The sequence below is a fragment of the Peribacillus sp. P4_D6 genome (assembly GCF_056401795.1).
The window spans coordinates 1-19053 of record NZ_JBFUIQ010000036.1; the positions used below are offsets into that span (position 1 = coordinate 1).

Sequence of the window (19053 nt, forward strand, 5' to 3'; positions counted from 1 at the left end):
CAAAAGAAAAGCATGGTATGCGTTGGACTACTTTAAGGGGACTTAAAAAATTGTCGATGCAGGCGATGCTTACTTTCGCTGCCATTAATTTAAAGAAGATGGCCAATTGGACATGGCGAGGTCCAAAAATGGCCTAACATAGTGGGCTCGTAGAGCCCCAATCTCTTAACTTTAGGCGGAAATTCAAAGGGAATTTCAAAAGGGGTTCAGAATTTTTTAATTCCGAACCCCTTTTGTCTACAAACTGAACGCTGCATTTATGCAGCGTTTTTTTATTTTTTCTTATTTTTTTGTGCGGCTTTAATCTTAAAGTGCAGCATGATCATGCGTAATCCCGATCCAAAATCAAGAGTCGCAATAAGGACAAGTATGTAGGCAAAGAGTCCCCATCCAGAAGAATTGACGGTTTGAATTGCGATAGCGGTAAAAAGAGCCCCTAAGCCTGCATAAATGATGCCCATGAATAATGGTGATTGACGTTTCATAATAAACCTCCGATGAAGGCCTGTGCAGTATCTAGCATCTTCTCAATATCCTCCCGATATACCACTTGAAGGATGATAACAAGCGTGTTCATCGCAATATGAGCGCTCATGGAAACGAGAATGCGGCCTGTTTTCGCATAAAGGAAAGCAAAAGTGAAGCCCATTGCCGTATATAAAAGAAGATGTTCAAATTCACCATGCGCCAAGCCGAAAATAACTGAGCTGATTAAAGCAGAAATAAAGAAGTTAAAGCGTTTATGAAGTGATCCGAAAATAATTTTACGGAAAATTAATTCTTCCAATATAGGTCCAATTACTGAAGTGACGAAAATGACCATGGGGACTTTGTAAATGAGTGAAATGAGTTGCTGCGTATTTTCAGATTCAGACTCCACCCCAAGCATTTGTTCAATGCTTCCGGCAATGCTTTGCGCAAAAAGAGCCATGAACACTCCTGCAATTGCCCATAATATGGACATGGATACGGAAGTTTGGTTTCTCGTGTCCAGCTTTTCCCTCATATCTTTTCTCATTAAAAAAAGAATCAGGAATAAAGCAGCGAGAAAACTGAAAACTATCCAGTATGCTGCAGATTTCACTTCGAGTTCATCAGCCGGCATTCCGGTATAAGACCCGATCAGCATGAAAATGGGTACCCCGACAATACTGGATAATTGCATGGCAATATAAGTGATGATGACGAACCAATATTCTTTTTTCAAAAATGAAAACTCCTTTTATAGTCACCCATCCGCTTGGAACGTTACTGACATGGGGACAATCTATAAACGCATACTACAAAATGGTATCAAAAATTGGGGCAGAACACCACTTAAAGGTACCCCTAACATGACATTTCAATGACTAAGTTTAGGAAATCATTATGCTAAAGTAGTTTACCCGTAATTTATCAGAAATTAATAAAAAATTTTCAATAAGATACTTGCAAAAAAGGCTCGGTTTATTTAATATTATAAATGTGTTAGCACTCGATGATGATGAGTGCTAATAATCATGAAACAAATTATCAAGAGAATATGAGGAGGTTGTTTCACTTGTTAAAACCATTAGGTGATCGCGTTATTATTGAACTAGTTCAAACTGAAGAAAAAACTGCAAGCGGTATTGTTCTTCCTGATACTGCTAAAGAAAAGCCACAAGAAGGTAAGGTAGTAGCAGTTGGTACTGGCCGTGTCCTTGAAAATGGCGAACGTGTTGCTTTAGAGGTTGCCCAAGGCGATCTAATTATCTTCTCAAAATATGCAGGTACTGAAGTTAAATACGAAGACACTGAATACTTAATTTTACGTGAAAGCGACATTCTAGCTGTAATCGGCTAATTATACATCATACTTAACTGAACGAAAATTTTCTTAAATTTTAGGGAGGTACTTATAAATGGCTAAAGAAATTAAATTTAGTGAAGAAGCTCGCCGCTCCATGCTTCGCGGTGTGGACGCACTTGCAGATGCAGTTAAAGTAACGCTTGGACCAAAAGGTCGTAACGTGGTTCTTGAGAAAAAATTCGGTTCGCCGCTTATCACAAATGACGGTGTGACGATCGCTAAAGAAATCGAATTGGAAGATGCATTCGAAAACATGGGTGCGAAATTGGTTGCTGAAGTAGCAAGCAAAACAAACGACGTAGCTGGTGACGGTACAACTACTGCAACGGTTCTTGCGCAAGCGATGATCCGTGAAGGTCTTAAAAACGTAACAGCTGGTGCGAACCCAATGGGTATCCGTAAAGGAATCGAGAAAGCAGTCAATACTGCAATCGCAGAATTGAAAGCCATTTCCCAACCTGTTGAAAACAAAGAATCTATCGCACAAGTTGCTGCCATCTCTTCAGCTGATGAAGAAGTGGGCCAACTGATTGCGGAAGCAATGGAGCGCGTTGGTAACGACGGCGTCATCACAATCGAAGAGTCTAAAGGTTTCACAACTGAGTTGGACGTAGTAGAAGGTATGCAATTCGATCGCGGATATGCATCTCCATACATGGTTACTGATTCAGATAAAATGGAAGCTGTCCTTGAGAATCCATATATCTTGATCACTGATAAAAAAATCACGAATATCCAAGAAATCCTTCCTGTACTTGAGCAAGTTGTACAACAAGGAAAACCGCTATTATTGATTGCTGAAGATGTAGAAGGCGAAGCGCTTGCAACTCTTGTTGTGAACAAACTTCGTGGAACATTCAACGCTGTTGCGGTTAAAGCTCCTGGATTCGGTGACCGTCGTAAAGCGATGCTTGAAGACATCGCAGCTCTTACAGGCGGCGAAGTAATCACTGAAGAAATCGGACTTGATCTTAAATCTGCAACAATCGATTCATTAGGCCGTGCGTCTAAAGTGGTTGTTACAAAAGAAAATACAACGATCGTTGAAGGATCTGGAGATACAGCTCAAATCCAAGCTCGTGTAAACCAAATCCGTGTTCAATTAGAAGAAACAACTTCTGAATTCGACCGTGAAAAATTACAAGAACGCCTTGCTAAATTAGCTGGTGGTGTAGCGGTAATCAAAGTCGGTGCAGCTACTGAAACAGAATTGAAAGAACGTAAACTTCGTATTGAAGATGCATTGAACTCCACTCGTGCCGCTGTTGAAGAAGGTATCGTAGCTGGTGGTGGTACAGCACTTCTTAACGTATACAATAAAATCGCTGAAATCCAAGCGGAAGGCGACGTAGCAACAGGCGTGAAAATCGTTCTTCGTGCCATCGAAGAGCCTGTTCGTCAAATCGCTCACAATGCTGGACTTGAAGGCTCTGTAATCGTAGAGCGCCTTAAAGGCGAAGCAGTAGGCACTGGCTTCAACGCAGCTACTGGACAATGGGTGAACATGATCGAATCAGGTATCGTCGATCCTACTAAAGTAACTCGTTCAGCTCTACAAAATGCTGGTTCTGTAGCAGCTATGTTCTTAACTACAGAAGCTGTCGTTGCTGACAAACCAGAACCTGCAGGCGCTGGCGGCATGGGCATGCCTGACATGGGTGGCATGGGCGGAATGGGCGGCATGATGTAATCATTCGCTAAATCCCTTAGAGGGGTTTAACGAGGATTCAGTCATGAATGCTCACCTAACATGTGAATATCTTTAAAGTTAAAGGCCTCCCACAGTTTACTGTGGGAGGCCTTTTCTTCGATGTTGAAAGGGAAACTTCATACATCCAATTTCAACGAAAGACATACATATAGTTCTTGGCGATGGGGGAACAACAAAACTTAGAGTCCTTAAAAGGAACTGCTAAAAGTTGATTGAAAATGTTTTTAACTTAGTGAAGGATCACCCAAAGACAGTTTCCCCTTTACAAGCATCTTGCTTCGGTTATTTTTGCAAGAGTTTGATATGAAGCCCATAGTTGTAGAGGTATTAGGAGAGTCCAGCAGTGGTAAAAGTGGTTTACTTCTACTCTATGCATCGGTATGGGGGAGTCCTAAAGAATAAAAGTAAAAGCGGGAAACCATGAATTATCAATGTTTTTCCCGCTTTTTATCATTTTATATTTGAGTTACATATAATCATAAACAGAGTCATCAAAATAGAGCCAGTGATAATATTCAATCTGTGAATCTGTCATCTTGGAAATGTCTTTCTCATTGAATTTTTGTTGCTCAATTAATTTCTGCACTTTGGATTTTCTTTCTACTTGGCTCATCTTAAATCCTCCTTATAGTATGAGAAGTAACGAAGTATTTAAATATTGAAAACGCTTTCTTTTTTCTTATTTTTATTATATATCTCAATGTAAGATTAAACAAATATCAAATATAGATGATTTTTAAGGAAATAATATAGAAATGGTATTTATCTATTTACTTTGAAGCAGTTAAGAATTTTTTGAAATTTCATTTATAAAATCTCCTCTCAATTTTTATAATAAAATTGCACCTTTCACAGTTTTACAGGGAGATTCAAACTTATAGACATAGAAAATCATATCTTCTGGTCCTTCTAAAATGAAAGCCTCAGTTAAAATGCCATCTTTTTCTTAAAACTCATTTATGTGTTTCTTTAATAATGCAGTTTGAATTCGATTTAAGGATTTTTTCATTTTCATGATAATCTTTTCTCCTTCCGAAATAATATAGGATTAGGATTAGATTTATGCTTCCTCTTGTAATAGTGGGGCTTTTTCAGGTTCTTCATACCAGTTATTTATAAGAATTTAATTGAAAATGCTCACCTATTTGCTCACCTGACATTGAAATATCATGACACTAAGTGAAGTTATTTTAGGTGGCTTTGACCAAAAGTGTTGATATTATTACCTTGTTACTTCCTATTAAATTATTAATTGAATGGGCGGGCATGATGTAATCATCGCTTAATCCCTTATTATAGGGGTCTAACGGGAGATTCAGTCATGAATGCTCACACCAAATATGTGAATATCAAATAAGGGAATTATGAAATGTAAATTATATCGTTTCATTTTTGGAACGAGGGGATTTACTAAATATATTAGTATTAAGATAGAAGTGCGGAAACACTTACCCTAACCCCATTGTTAAAAGGAGTTTGACCAATATGAAAATTATTAGAGTTAGAGAAATTGGTGTTAAGAGAATTATAGTTCCAGCTATTGCAAGTGCTTTTCTATTTTCAGCTTTTGCTCCATTTTCAAAAGCTTCTGCTTCAGAACTAAATGAATCAACAATTCGAACAAATACTGAAATTGGTTCTATAATAGTAACCGAGCAAGCCCAAATTAGCCTAGAAGAAATAGAAAGTGTCATTGCTGACCAATCGACTCCCTCAAGTTTGTCAATGCAACAGGCCAACCCCGTCAACCCTTATGATGGTACTCAAATGTCATCTGAAATTATTCAACAATTAGAAAATGAGTCCAAAAAAAGGGGATTTAAAAAGACAGTTGTAGTGTATGCACTAAAGTATGGTGGTACAGCAATGGGCAAAATTGTTGGTAGTTTATCACCTGCCAATGGTAAGCTTTTGAAAAAACATGCTTTTGAAATTGGTGATGCATTAGACAGAATGTCTAATAAAATTGAAGCAAGATTAGTTGATTTCATGATACATGAATTAGGCTTTGCACCAAGTGCTGCTAGATCTATTGCTTGGGCAATTGCACTTTGGGTATTATAATAGTAGGAGCTGAATTTAATGGATGAGTTAATAGATGAATTTAAAAAGATGAAATATCATCAAAAGTTATTACTTACAATTGCTTTGGATAAAAATCCTGAACAATATACTTTTTTTCATTTCATTTTGAATAATGATCTGAGTGAAAATGATTCAAAGGTAATTTTTGATATACTTCATGCTTTAGAAGATAAAAAGGAAGGTACTTACCAAAAGGGTAAATATGAAGCAGCCATTGCATCATTATTAGGAGATAATCCTTCAGTGTCCATGGATACCTTTGAAAAGGCATTGTTACATGTGAATATTGATGTGAACCCTATTTATCTAATTAAATCCTTGAGAAATCAATATTTTCAAGTTGATTTATGTAATTACCTCTTGGAACAATAAAGTATAATCTCAAAAAGCATCAGAATATAATATTATTTCGGCAAACTAACTAAATATGCAAAAGCGAGATAATCCTTTTTTTATAATTGCACTGACCTGAAAAATGAGAAAAGTAAAAACACCTTTCGTTGAAAAGTAGGTATTAAATATCAACCAATCAATATGGAGGTGTTTTTTTCTATGGAAAAAAATGCAGTGTAGTTAAATAACTCTATAAGGATAATAATTAATTTTTTGTCTATAGGGTAGCTCATCCACGTACCCATTTTTTTATAATTTTCATAATAATGATGAATTGCGTATAATGAGAATGGAAGGGTATACATACATTTAAATCAATACGAAATGAAAGAATGGTCATCATTCTATTCTAGAAGCAAATAATCGATTAAAGGTGAAATGATTATGATAGCTAGTCTTATGAGGTCTTGGACAATATGGATAAAAATTGGAGTAATTTTATTCGGGGTATTCTTACTGTCGTGGTTGGGTCCTGACGAAATTGGCCTTACTGATTTGCTTATTTCTTTAAGAGAAGGTGAAGAAACGGGAAATAAGCTGATGCTTGCCGTTTTTTTGTTAATTTCTTTAAATACAGTTTTAGCTTTGTTTCATTATATTGGTGCACTGCTGTTGGGAGACGAAATCGGTGCTCGTTTAAACCGTCCATGGTTAAAAATCGTCATTCCCCTTATTGTTATTCCTCTCGATTATATCGTGATAAATGCTTATTATTCTTTAACATACTCATTTAGCGCATATGCGTTGTTATTGTTGTTAGCCATCTTATTATTGCAAGCCTTTGAAAAGGATAGACTAAAGCCCATTATTAAAACGATTATTTGTTCTCAATTAATCTTTGGGATTGAATGGCTGAATGAGATTCCTTCTTTATCCCAATATGGATTTGGCCAAGGATCGATTTCTAAGGAATTAAAAGATATAGCGGTTCAAATTGGATTTGAGCAATCCTTAACATTGTACAGTTTAACTTTGTGCTTAATTTTTGTTATTAATGCTGTTATTTTAGCTGTGTATTTTTCTTTATCTGAACAAAGATGGCGGATAAAGCAAGAGCTTCATTATGCGCAGTTAGAAGCAATGCAGTCAAGATCAGGACGAGAAGCACTATATCTGGTCCATGATTTAAAAACACCACTCACAGCAATTGAGGGGCTAAACTCTTTAATTAGTTTGAAAGTGGACGATTCTAAAATTAAGGAATATTGTCAAAGGATTTCAGCATCGATTCATTCCGTTAGCGACATGATTTCCGAGATTTTATATGATGATAAAAAACATTGGTGCCGTATAAAAGATTTAGTTGAATATGTCGAAGCAAGCAGACTGAGCGGGACAAATCTTAATCTGAAGGTAGACTTTCAAACAGATCCTGAAATTAAAATTTTCATTAATAAAATCCGAATGACAAGGGCATTGGTGAATTTAATTGACAATGCTTATGATGCAGTGAATGGAGTGGAAGATGGAAAGATTTCACTTAAGGTAAAAACCTATGAAAATGAACTTTGGTTGGGCGTATCAGATAACGGGAAAGGGATTTCACCTAAAGAGCAGGTGGAAGTATGGAAAGCTGGGTTCAGTACGAAATCGCATCCAGGGATGGGATTAGCTTTCGTGCGACAAGTTGCTGAAGGACATGGTGCATCGGTGGAAATTGACAGCAAGCTTGGGCACGGGACAATAATTTGGATTAAACTAGCTGAGGGGAGTGTGTCAAGATGAACATTTTAGTCATAGATGATGATGCATCAATTCAATACATGCTAAGTGAAATTTGTGAATTTGCCGGCTGGAATGCAGATACGGCGAACAATGGAAAAGAAGGGTTGAATGTGTTTGCAGAAAAAGGAGCGGATGTTGTTTTAGTGGATTATCATATGCCGGAAATGGACGGAATAAAAACAGTGGGTGAGCTTCGTAAACTTAATGCTGATGTTCCGATTCTTGTATTAACAGTCGATGAACGGCAGGAAATTGCTGATCGCTTTCTTGAAGCAGGCGCAACGGATTTTGCGTTAAAGCCTGTAAAAGCGCCTGATTTGATTTCAAGAATTCAACTGCATGCCCGCCTAGCAAAATTAACCCAATCAGCTCCGCAGCAAAAATCCAGTGAAGAGAAGGATATATTTGTAACAAAGGGAATTAGTAAGAGAACACTTCGTCACGTTAGTGATTTTCTACATTCTAATCGTGAGCCTTTTTCTGTTGATACAATTTCTAAAGAAGTTGGATTGGCTTATCCGACCGTCTATCGCTATATTATGCATTTACTTGATGAAGGAAAAGTGGAAACTATTGTGAGTTATCAAAAAATAGGAAGACCCAAAAATTTATATCAATGGATTGTTGACTAAGAAACTGCCTTAATACAAGGCAGTTTGAGTTTGTAAACAAAAGGGGTTCCAATTGAAATTTTAACAAAGTTGATTGGAACGGAAGGTACGAGACTCCTGCGGGGAAAGCGCGTCCAAGGGAGACCCCACAGGCGCCAAGAGCGCCGAGGAGGCTCCCGGACCGCCCGCGGAAAGCGAGTGCCTGGAGTGAAAATCAACGTTCATATTTTAAACTTCCTTTTTATAATAATGTAGGCAATCCTAACTAAAATCGAGTTTGTCAACAGTCTGAAACTGCCTTAATACAAGGCAGTTTTTTTATTATGATGGGGGGTATCCGTTGCTGCGCAGACCGTTAATGCAACAAGACTTTTTTTCTTTTTTTTCTGTATTTTTATATTTTCTGATAATATAAAATTATTTTACAACACTAAAGATTCTTTAAAATATAAATACCTTCATTGGTTGTCTTCAAGTTAAATGAAGGAATTTATAAGTTAATGCTCATGTAGATTTTGCTATCAGATTCTTTTTGCACCAGAGCGAAGATTAAAAAATGAAAACGCTTACTAATGGTGAGTTGGATGGAATGAGTGGCCATCATCGTACCAATCAATTGTCTATTAAAATAAAGACCATGCAATTATTTTGTGAATGTAACGATTGGTGGTTAACCATATTGAGGAGGACTTTATTATGCAAGCACTATTAAAAGAAGAAGTTCAGCAGCCAAACCAGTCCAGGAAAAAGCATCCTCCAGGACTGTATATGCTGTTCGCTACTGAGGCATGGGAGCGCTTCAGCTATTACGGAATGAGGGCAATCCTTGTTCTTTACTTAACGGCAACGGTTGTAAACGGCGGGCTTGGAGTCGACAAATCTGCGGCTATGGGCATATACGGATTCTTTACTGGTGCCGTTTATATTACGCCAATGATTGGCGGATACTTGACTGACCGTTTCATAGGCAGAAGATTGGCGATCACGATTGGCGGTATTTTAATGGCGCTGGGTAACTTTTCGCTATTCGCAAGTCAGAGTTTAACAGCGCTTTACATTGGTCTTGGTTTATTGATCATCGGTAATGGTTTCTTCAAGCCAAACATCTCGACAATTGTTGGTGATCTTTATGAAGACAATGATCCGCGTCGTGATGGGGCTTTCACCATCTTCTATATGGGTATTAACGTTGGGGCTTTCTTCGCCCCATTAGTAGTCGGGCTTATGAACTATAAATATGGGTTCTTGACAGCAGCAATTGGCATGATTGTAGGACAGTTAGTTTTCAACTTATTAGGCAATCGCTATTTAGGTGATATCGGTAAAGAACCTACCGGCAAACCGGATGTTACAGCTGGTAAAAAATCAGCTGCACCGTTAACGAAAAGAGAACAAAAACGTACAACGGCTATCGTGATTTTGGCAGTCTTCGTCATTGCTTTCTGGGCCGCTTTCGAGCAGGCAGGAAGTTCATTGACATTGTATGCCAATGACCAAATTGATCGGAATGTATTTGGCTTTGAGGTTCCAACTGCCTGGTTCCAATCATTGAACCCATTATTCATCGTGATTTTAGCGCCAATTATGTCTGCTTTATGGTACAAGCTTGGCAGCTCAAAACGCGGTGACTTAAAAACCCCAACGAAGATGGCTCTCGGTTTAGTCACTGTTGGTTTAGGTTTCTTAGTACTGCTTCCTGCCGTTATGTACACAGGAAACGATACAGCGCTGAAAGTGAACATCCTGTTCATGATTGTAACGTATTTCCTTCATACATTAGCCGAATTAATGATTTCACCAGTCGGCTTATCAATGGTAAGTAAAATTGCTCCAATCAAGCTTGCCTCACTTCTAATGGGAGTATGGCTGGCAAGTTCCGCGGTGGCCAATATGGTAGCCGGACAATTAGCTGCATATACGCAGTCTTTAGGTTACCTGGAAATCTTCAGTGTAATTGGTTTTGTAACAATTGGTTTAGGTATTGTATTGTTGTTCCTTTCGAAGCCAGTCGCAAAGCTGATGAAATAATGAAAAAATGAGCTGACCCAAAAGGCATATAATGTGCCATTTGGGTCGAGCTTTTTTTAGTGGGAAAATAATAGAATCGGTCCAAACTGGTGTAGCGGGGTCTCCACAACGACCCATACCAGAAAGGAACGATTCTTTGAAGTTTTATTTCTGTTTGCTTAATCTTATTGTGTTTCAGCATTTTCACGAGTCTTTCATCCATTTGAATGGTACGGAACATAAGTAAACAAAAGCAAATCAATGGGAAGTTCTTATAAAACAAGTCAAAGCTATATTAGATGAGAAACAATAATAAACACTTAGGTAGATTAATAAACTTGGTTTCAATAATTGACCAGCCACTTTTAGTAGAAAAGCACTCAGAGCTGGTTATGTAAAAGAGCCTATGAATTAGGATGTAATTCACTCCACTTAAGTGATTATATGAAATTTGTCCGAGTGGTAACTTGCAACAAAAAAAGGGGAATCTTGAGGATAAGGCTGGCCAGTTTTCCAAAGGCACGGGACCAGGCGCCAGGCCCAACCAGATGTAACATCCGCAATTATAAGGGGAGATGGAGGCTATGCAAGAGAAGGAAGGGAAGTGAATAGGTGATCTAATCCTATATGGAAACAGAAGAAAGGAAAAGGGAATCTTATCGCTATCCCTAACGACTTCTGGATAGGCTATACTTATCTAGACAGAAAATTTAAGGTCGGGTAGACTACAGATACAACTAGTTATAGAAAAGAGGTCCGATATGCGACGCGATATACAAATGAATGAACGAGCTTTCTCTTCCAAGGAAGTGGCAGAAGAAGTGGGGATTGCAACTCCCACTGTTCGAAAGTATGGTCAAATCTTAGAGCGGAATGGATATGAGTTTTTGAAAGATGGAGATCGGCGTATCTTTGTTAAATCTGACATCGGAGCGCTTATAGCGCTACGCGATACGGACAAGCCCCTAGACGATACAGCTAAAGACCTTGTGTATCAACAAAAAGAAAGATTAGAAGGATCCAATGAAACACACATAGCGATACCCGATACATATGAAAATTCACCCCACGACCCCAAACAATTAAACGAGGTCTTAATGTTTTTAGTCAATGAACTCGCAGCCACACGTGAAATGAATGCCCAACTGACAAATGATATGTCACAGCTTAAAACAAAGGTTTCCCGGCTCCAGCAAGATCATCATGTTATAAGTTCTAGTATTGGAAATTCAGCGCAAAGAACTAATACTAAAATTGAACAATTAACTGAACAACAAAATACCCATTACGAAACATTGCTGGAACAAGAAAAACAAAAAAGTGAACTCTTACAAAAAGAAATACAAAATATGCGGGACGAACAGAAAAAAGAATGGAGTTCACAAAATGAATTTAATAAACGTTTAGAAGAGACTATACAAAAACGTTCCGAAAAATGGCGGGGACTTTTCTCCATATTCAGAAAATAAGGGATGACTGTTAAGGTTTTTTGCCTATGCGAATCCAAAAAACTTTAAAAAAATTCATAGTGCCATATATGATTCGCGCAGCTGAAAAAAAGAATGAAGAAAGAATATTTCAACTTTATAGGTTTGGCACCTGTTTTGTAAAAGCTCGGCGATACCAATGTATCGGACGTTCTACCAAAGGCTCAATTGAAATTTCATTGGAGATTTGTTTAAGCGATATGCATCTAAAACAAAATGCACAATTTGAAGCAAGCAAAAAAGGCAGTTTAATGAAATGAGAGTTGAGACAGTTGAGAACTTGCATTCAAAACAAGAGTCATTATTACTAGAGGTGCTCCAGACAGGGATTGATCGGCTCTTTTTTGTGTGTTGCGTATCGCTGGGCGATATAACTTACAAATAAATTCGAATCTTTAGGTTTAATAGAAAAGTGACGTTTGATGCAAACATGATATACATCCGAATGAACAAGTATTCTTTTCTAAGGAAGTGGCAGAAAATGTGGGGATGCACACCCACTGTTCAAAAGTATGGTCAAAACTTAGTACGAAACGGATATGAGTTTTTAAGATGGTGGTCACCTATCTTTATTCAATCTGACATCGAAGCGCACATAGCGTTATACGATACGTGATAAGGGCATGTCCCTGGAGGGTACAGCTAGAGATCTTATGTATCTATAAAAAGGTAGATTAGAAGTAACCGATGAAACAGAGATAGCGATACCCGGTATAAAGACAACTTAACCCATAATTCCAAACATATAAATGAGATTTTAAATGTTCTAACCAATGAACAACTCGCAGCTACGCTTGAAATGAACAATCCACTGACAAGGATATGGCTCAGCTTAAAACAACGGTTTCCCAGCTCCAGTAAGATCCATGGCCTCAATAGTGTTCCTCAAGAAAGGGGCTTATCGGTTCTTTTTTATGTTTCGTATCGGTGTGAGATATAACATGAAAATAAGTCCACAGATTCTTCATCTTTAAATAGAAAGGGAAGTCCGATATGAAACAGGATTTACTTCTGAATGAATGAGCATCCTCTTCAAAGGAAGTGGAAGTGCAAAATCAATGCTCGAAAGTATGTCTAAAACTTAGAACGAAATGAATAACCATTATTAAAATGTGGGAATTTACACACCTTCTTTCAATCCGACATCGAAACGCTTAAAGCGATACGCTATACGGGGAACTCCCTAAACGATAGAGCTAAAGGACCTTGTATCAAGAAAAAGAAAGATTAGAAGGAACCAATGAAACAGAGATAGCGATACCCGATACATATGACAATTTAACCCTTGCTCTCATTCAATTAAAAGAGAGCTTAATTTTTAACCAATAAACTCGCAGCTACGGGTAAAATGAACATTTAACTGACAAACGATATGTCATAGCTTAAAACTGAACGACAAAAAAACCATAAAGAAACATTACTTCAATAAGAAAAAGGTTTCATTACTTTTTTTAGTCTCTTTGACTATATTGAGATGTTAAATAACAGTTTAAACCGAGGCAATCAAATCAATAGTAGAAATTCCTTTGTTCCAACTATTCAGAATCACTATTTTTCAAATTTCAACAATTTCCCGAGAAATAACTACAAATTCTGAGTAGATATCGACAAAATTAGAAGGTTCTAAAAGATGTAGTAAAACATTGGTGAAAATTATGACCAATTGAGTTAAAAACTTGATTGAAAACGTTTATGGGTATTGAGTATGGAGAAGTGACGAATTATTTCTCTTTTGAATGAAATCGTATGTGTTTGGGAAGAACACACCTTTTAAGATTAAAGAAATTTTCAACCAATACACTCGCTGCTTTACGCGTGAGGTGAACATTTAACTGACAAACGATATGTCATAACTTAAAACTGAACAAAAAAACCATTAAGAAACATTACTTCAATAAGAAAAAGGTTTCTTAATGGCTTTTTTAGAATCTTTTACGAGGTGTTAATAATAATCTAAACCGAGGCAATCAAATCAATAGTAGAAATTCTTTTGTTCTAACTATTTAGAATCACTATTTTCAAATTTCAACAATTTCCCGAGAAATAACTACTAATTCTGAGTAAATATCGACAAAATTAGAAGGTTCTAAAAGATGTAGTGAAACATTGGTAGAAATTATGACTAATTGAGTTTTTTTTAACAAGGAAATCAGATAGGAAGCGTGGTTGATTGAGCTAAAAACTGATTGAAAACGTTTATGTGGTATTGAGTATGGAGAAGTAGACGAATTATTTCTTTTTTGAATGAAAGCGTATGTGCTTGGGAAGAACACACCTTTCAGGATTAAAGAAATATAAAGGGGTGAATGAGGGACAACCTAAGGATAGTATCTAAGGCAGCTAAATTGCCGCGAGTAGCAACCTGTGCTAGCTCAAACACCACAAAAAGACCTAAAAGCAAGTCAAAGAGAACAAGGCTAATGCCGAAGACAAAAGGAGGTCCCAAGGCAAGGGATACAAATGTCTCGTAGCGAAGCCAAGCCAAAGCAGGTAAACAATGATAGCGTTTTTTATAGGTAAATGGGAGCCATCAAACTAAATAAGGAAGGCAGATAGATCCCCGCGAGTAGCAACCTATGCTAGTTGACAAGTACTATGCAATCTCTAATTGGTTTAGAAAATCCACTATATAAAACGTTACAAGCTTAGCACCTTTAACAGGTGCTTTTTTATGTTCATACTTAATAAACACTCCTTTTAAAAGGAGTGTCTTCTTGTTATGCCCCTTCCATAATATCGAGAGCTAGTGTATCGGAATCGGTTGAAACGACTAAATTCTCCAGCCCAAGGGACTGAAACAAATCAAATACTTTAAATCTGTATCCGAGGGCGATACAGGGGACATTTCCTGCTAAGGAAAGAATATTAGCGTGAAGTTTAAAGTTAATGCTCAAACTGCAGACAGAGAGTTTTTCAATAAGCTACTCCTCTGAGTATAGTGATGGATCATAAGTCACATTCAACGGGTCATTCAATTTATCGTAAAGTCGTTTGGAGGCCTCCCGGTCACTGCCCCAGACAACGTACAATAAAATTTTATAACCCGACTTTATTAATTTTTTGGATACTTGTAGTAGCGCATTTTCAATAGCAGCTTCTTGGGAATGTCCGAAAGCTTTAAGTCTTTACAGGCTCTCAGGAAAATCATGCAGATGTTTGCCTTTGTCCATGCTATTCAGTAATGGAAAACGGAGTGCAGCTGTAAACAGTCCACACTCCACTTCGTCTGGATCGCCAAACCAAATGAACAATGGCGCTATACAAAAAAATGAGAAAATGTCAGGTGACACATTCCCAGTCCTTTAACACTATATATGTTTCGCCATTCTCAGCAAGAGCGTTTGGGACATTCACAAATCTATACAACGATTAAATGTCCGCCCTCCGATGTCTTCTACGTATAGATAATTATATCAGAATAGTATTATTGGTTTTATCCTCTTATAAGGTTAAGAGGATTGCAACTGATGATTGTGTTATCCAAAAACAGGTGAATGATAATTATTTCTTCACGACGGAATGTAATTCATTTTGGTCAGGTTCCTAACTTTTCACGAACAATACCGGTTTTAAAAGGGGGCGAACGTGTAAATATTCGGAGTAGCATCATCATTCATGGCTGAAAAGAATATTGGGGGTCTACGTATCTACATATGATTTCTTATAAACATAATTATATTTTTTGAGAGTTTCGACATTATATTGACAATAATATAGTTACTCATTACAATTGAAAATAATTCTCAATATGGTACAGGGGGCACCAATGGTTATGTCAAAACGAAGAAACAGCAGAAAAGTGTTATTTATATCGGCAATCGTTTTAATTCTATCAACGCTTTTACTTGGATGTACAAATGAATCAAAAGAAAATTCAACTTCAAACAAAGACAGTAAAGACATGCTTACTTTGGCTTGGCCGAGGGATATAGGTGAAATGAATCCGCATGTCTATAATCCTTCTCAATTATTCGCTACATCAATGATATATGAACCTTTGGTCAGCTACCAAGATGGTGGTAAGCTGAAACCGCATTTAGCTGAATCTTGGGAAATTTCCAAGGATGGGAAGGAATATACGTTCCACCTCCGTCAAGATGTGAAGTTTTCTGACGGTACAAGCTTTAATGCTGAAATTGTGAAAAAGAACTTTGATACTATATTGAAAAATGTTGATTTACATAGTTGGTTGGGCTTTATTACGAAAGTCGATCAAACGGAAGTAATTGACCAAAACACATTTAAACTAACATTAAAGGAGCCATATTATCCTACTATTCAAGAGTTAGCCGTTGTTCGTCCAGTCCGATTCTTAGGTGATGCTGGATTCCCTAAAGATGGTGACACTTCTAAAGGTGTTACAAAACCAGTCGGTACAGGCCCATGGGTTTTGGAAGAATATAAAGCAGATGAATATGCTATTTTCAAACGCAATGAAAATTATTGGGGTGAACTCCCTAAAGTTAAGAAAATCAAAGTCAAGGTCATTCCTGATGCGGAAACCCGTGTTCTTGCTTTTGAAAAAGGTGACCTGGACCTAATTTATGGTGAAGGTGCTATCAGTCTGGATGCTTTCAAACAATTAGAAACAACAGGTAACTATGAGACTAGTATTTCTGATCCGGTTGCGACAAGACAACTAGTTATGAATACGAAGAAAGAACAACTTTCAGATTTACGTGTTCGTCAAGCGTTACAATATGGATTTAATAAAAAAGCAATGGTTGACGGAGTTACTTCTGGGTTGGAAGAGAAGGCAGATTTCATTTTACCGACAAACTTCCCGTATACTTCAGACATTGATGTAACACCGATTGATTATAATGTCGAAAAAGCAAAAGCTTTATTAGATGAAGCGGGATGGAAGCTTCCAAAAGGAAAAAACGTTCGTGAGAAAGACGGAAAGCCGCTTGAAATCGAGTTAATGTACGACTCTGCAGAATCTATTCAAAAAGCAATGGCCGAAACATTACAATCTGAGTGGGCGGCACTAGGTGTTAAATTGAATATCGTTGGAGTTGAGCTTACGGTACAAATTGAAAGATTCAAAGCTAATGATTTTGAATTGAATTTCTTTAGTAACTATGGCGCTCCATATGATCCACATACTTTCTTAAATGTCGTTGGTTCAAAAGGATTTGGCTTTAACGAAGCCATTTCATCTTATCCGAACAGAGATGAGTTGTTAAAACAAATTGCAGAAGTTCCTGGAACAACAGATGAAAAAGAACGTCAAGAACTTTACTCAACCATTTTGGAATCACTGCAAGACCAAGGAGCGATTGTGCCCATTTCTTATATTAAGAAAATAGCTGTTTACCAAAAAGATGTATCTAATTTTACATTCCCTGCTAACCGGGATGAACATCCATTCACAGGAATTAGCATCGAGAAGTAAGTTACAGGAGGGTTTTCATGGGCACGTATATCTTGAAACGAATTATGGCCATTATTCCCATCTTTCTCTTGGCCACTCTTCTTACGTTTGGAATGATTCACCTTTCACCAGTGGACCCAGCTGAGGCATATTTATCTGCAGCACATATCCAAACTACAGATGAGATATTGGCTCAGAAAAGACATGAGTTTGGCTTAGATCAACCCCTCCATGTTCAATATGTAAATTCTATTATTAAGATATGCCAATTTGATTTTGGCATATCTTATCTTTCGAATAAACCTGTTTTGGAAGAGGTAACCTATCGAATGCCAGCGACCATTCAGTTAGCTTTAGGTAGCATCATATTAGCTATCCTGGTCAGTGTCCCTCTTGGATTTTTGGCAGGCATAAAGAAAAACAGTGGTATTGACCATTTTAGTCGCCTTCTCTCTTTTTTCGGGGCGTCCATCCCTTCTTTTTGGCTTGGTTATTTATTGATTTTTTTCTTTTCTGTTAAACTCGACCTATTTCCTGTCGAAGGAATCGGGACTTGGCAACATCTGGTTCTTCCTTCCGTTACTTTAGCTTTGCCATTAATAGCTTTGTATACTCGACTATTACGTGCTAGCGTTCTTGAAAATTTACAGGAACCTTATGTCCTTTTTGCTCGCACAAGAGGGATTCATGAAAAAGTCATTATGGGAAAACATGTATTGAGAATAGCCATATCCCCCATGATTACTGGACTGGGGATGAATTTAGGAAAGCTGCTGACCGGAACCATTATCGTCGAAGCGGTCTTTTCCTGGCCAGGATTCGGTCGTTATTTCATTGAAGCTATTTTTAATCGGGATGTTCCTGTCATTCAATGCTATGTGCTTTTAGCTGCGGGACTATTCATTTTTAGCAATTTGATTGTTGACCTAATCCAAATGTGTATCGACCCACGCATCTCCAGAAAAGGAGGGCAACGTCAATGATAACAAGTCTTCGTATTATGATGAGAAGTCAGAAAGTGATTGTCCTTTGTTCAATAATATTAAGCTTCCTATTTATCATCACCATCTTGGCTCCTTGGATTGCACCTAATGATCCTATTGCTGTCAATTTAGCTAATAAACTACAGCCATCTTCCTTTGAGTATCCATTGGGAACGGATCATTTAGGAAGATGTACGTTATCACGCATCTTATATGGAGCTCGCATTTCGTTAGGATTTGCTACATTAATCTTTATTTCATCTTTAGGCATCGGTTTGATTGTCGGAACCATTGCTGGTTATAAAGGCGGATGGGTGGACCAGGTGCTAATGAGACTGTGTGATGGCGTTATGGCATTTCCGAACCTTTTGCTCATTCTTGGACTTGTTGGTATATTGGGACCTGGCCTTAAACAGGTCATCATAGCATTGATGCTTGTGCAATGGGTGTATTATGCGAGAATTTTCCGAGGAATGGTACTTAGTCTAAAAGAACAAAACTATATAGCGGCAGCTAAAATAAGCGGTTCTTCTCAATGGAAGATAATAAAGAAACATATTATTCCAAATGTTCTTCCACCGCTCGCTGTTATGGGTACATTAGAAATGGGTTGGGCCATCATGGATATATCGGCCATGTCGTTTCTAGGTTTGGGCGTGCAACCTCCTACACCAGAATGGGGAGCAATGATTCATGAAGGGAAATCCTATATTCGGACGAATCCAGAATTAATGCTATATCCAGGTTTGATGATTATGCTTGTTGTCGTCACCTTCAATTTATTAGGCGAAGCGCTATCAGAACGTTTTGGAGTCAAACGTCGTTAATAAAAAGGAATGAGAA

17 protein-coding genes are annotated in these 19053 nt (G+C 37.6%); 14 read left to right on the forward strand and 3 right to left on the reverse strand.

Features of this window, described 5'->3' with window-relative positions; genetic code table 11:
• Nucleotides 1–137 (forward strand): transposase (locus AC1DVB_RS13270; RefSeq protein ID WP_477588785.1); only part of this gene is annotated, 137 nt, incomplete at its 5' end.
• A 135-nt stretch (nt 138–272) separates the two neighbouring features.
• Here the strand turns inward: AC1DVB_RS13270 and AC1DVB_RS13275 are convergent.
• The gene (locus tag AC1DVB_RS13275; RefSeq protein ID WP_034306342.1) at nt 273–485 is read right to left on the reverse strand and encodes a YdiK family protein; all 213 of its coding nucleotides are present in this window, start codon (nt 483–485) and stop codon (nt 273–275) included.
• A complete protein-coding gene (locus AC1DVB_RS13280; RefSeq protein WP_034306339.1) occupies nt 482–1207 on the reverse strand; it encodes a CPBP family intramembrane glutamic endopeptidase in 726 nt (241 codons plus the stop codon). The genes AC1DVB_RS13275 and AC1DVB_RS13280 overlap by 4 nt, the downstream gene beginning before the upstream one ends.
• A 333-nt stretch (nt 1208–1540) precedes the next feature.
• On the opposite strand from AC1DVB_RS13280, the gene groES reads away from it, so the two are divergent.
• The 3 genes from groES to AC1DVB_RS13295 all read left to right on the forward strand — a co-directional run bounded on the left by groES (nt 1541) and on the right by AC1DVB_RS13295 (nt 3944).
• A complete protein-coding gene (groES, locus tag AC1DVB_RS13285; RefSeq protein ID WP_034306337.1) occupies nt 1541–1825 on the forward strand; it encodes a co-chaperone GroES in 285 nt (94 codons plus the stop codon).
• A 58-nt stretch (nt 1826–1883) separates the two neighbouring features.
• Nucleotides 1884–3521 (forward strand): chaperonin GroEL, encoded by a 1638-nt coding sequence (groL, locus tag AC1DVB_RS13290; RefSeq protein WP_034306335.1) that lies wholly within the window; start codon nt 1884–1886, stop codon nt 3519–3521.
• 294 nt (nt 3522–3815) lie between these two features.
• On the forward strand, nt 3816–3944 hold the full coding sequence (locus AC1DVB_RS13295) for a DUF927 domain-containing protein (protein WP_369316808.1): 129 nt from the start codon (nt 3816–3818) through the stop codon (nt 3942–3944).
• A gap of 64 nt (nt 3945–4008) precedes the next feature.
• Here the strand turns inward: AC1DVB_RS13295 and AC1DVB_RS13300 are convergent, their stop codons facing one another.
• Nucleotides 4009–4155: a BH0509 family protein gene (locus AC1DVB_RS13300; protein ID WP_127777491.1), complete on the reverse strand. Its 147-nt coding sequence runs from the start codon at nt 4153–4155 to the stop codon at nt 4009–4011.
• A gap of 872 nt (nt 4156–5027) precedes the next feature.
• On the opposite strand from AC1DVB_RS13300, the gene AC1DVB_RS13305 reads away from it, so the two are divergent.
• From AC1DVB_RS13305 to nikC, 10 genes are all read left to right on the forward strand, one after another.
• Complete coding sequence (locus tag AC1DVB_RS13305) at nt 5028–5606, forward strand: hypothetical protein (protein WP_477589556.1); 579 nt, start codon at nt 5028–5030, stop codon at nt 5604–5606.
• Between the two features lie 18 nt (nt 5607–5624).
• Entirely contained in the window at nt 5625–5999 is a 375-nt protein-coding gene (locus tag AC1DVB_RS13310; RefSeq protein WP_454862408.1) for a DUF1878 family protein, read from the forward strand.
• 405 nt (nt 6000–6404) lie between these two features.
• Nucleotides 6405–7745 (forward strand): sensor histidine kinase, encoded by a 1341-nt coding sequence (locus tag AC1DVB_RS13315; protein WP_463501415.1) that lies wholly within the window; start codon nt 6405–6407, stop codon nt 7743–7745.
• Nucleotides 7742–8377 carry a response regulator gene (locus AC1DVB_RS13320; RefSeq protein ID WP_098186333.1) on the forward strand — a complete coding sequence of 212 codons (636 nt, stop codon included), beginning with the start codon at nt 7742–7744 and terminating at the stop codon, nt 8375–8377. The genes AC1DVB_RS13315 and AC1DVB_RS13320 overlap by 4 nt, the downstream gene beginning before the upstream one ends.
• Nucleotides 8378–9052: 675 nt before the next feature.
• Entirely contained in the window at nt 9053–10384 is a 1332-nt protein-coding gene (locus AC1DVB_RS13325; RefSeq protein WP_230137240.1) for a peptide MFS transporter, read from the forward strand.
• 758 nt (nt 10385–11142) lie between these two features.
• Entirely contained in the window at nt 11143–11832 is a 690-nt protein-coding gene (locus tag AC1DVB_RS13330; RefSeq protein ID WP_230136835.1) for an SH3 domain-containing protein, read from the forward strand.
• Nucleotides 11833–11858: 26 nt separating this feature from the next.
• Nucleotides 11859–12110 (forward strand): hypothetical protein, encoded by a 252-nt coding sequence (locus tag AC1DVB_RS13335; RefSeq protein ID WP_230136837.1) that lies wholly within the window; start codon nt 11859–11861, stop codon nt 12108–12110.
• Nucleotides 12111–15622: 3512 nt separating this feature from the next.
• Nucleotides 15623–17248: a nickel ABC transporter substrate-binding protein gene (gene nikA, locus AC1DVB_RS13340; protein WP_477589560.1), complete on the forward strand. Its 1626-nt coding sequence runs from the start codon at nt 15623–15625 to the stop codon at nt 17246–17248.
• Nucleotides 17249–17265: 17 nt separating this feature from the next.
• Nucleotides 17266–18210, forward strand: a complete 945-nt coding sequence (nikB, locus tag AC1DVB_RS13345; RefSeq protein ID WP_477589562.1) for a nickel ABC transporter permease subunit NikB — start codon at nt 17266–17268, stop codon at nt 18208–18210.
• The gene (gene nikC / locus AC1DVB_RS13350; RefSeq protein WP_057276528.1) at nt 18207–19037 is read left to right on the forward strand and encodes a nickel ABC transporter permease subunit NikC; all 831 of its coding nucleotides are present in this window, start codon (nt 18207–18209) and stop codon (nt 19035–19037) included. The genes nikB and nikC overlap by 4 nt, the downstream gene beginning before the upstream one ends.
• Nucleotides 19038–19053 lie beyond the last annotated feature (16 nt).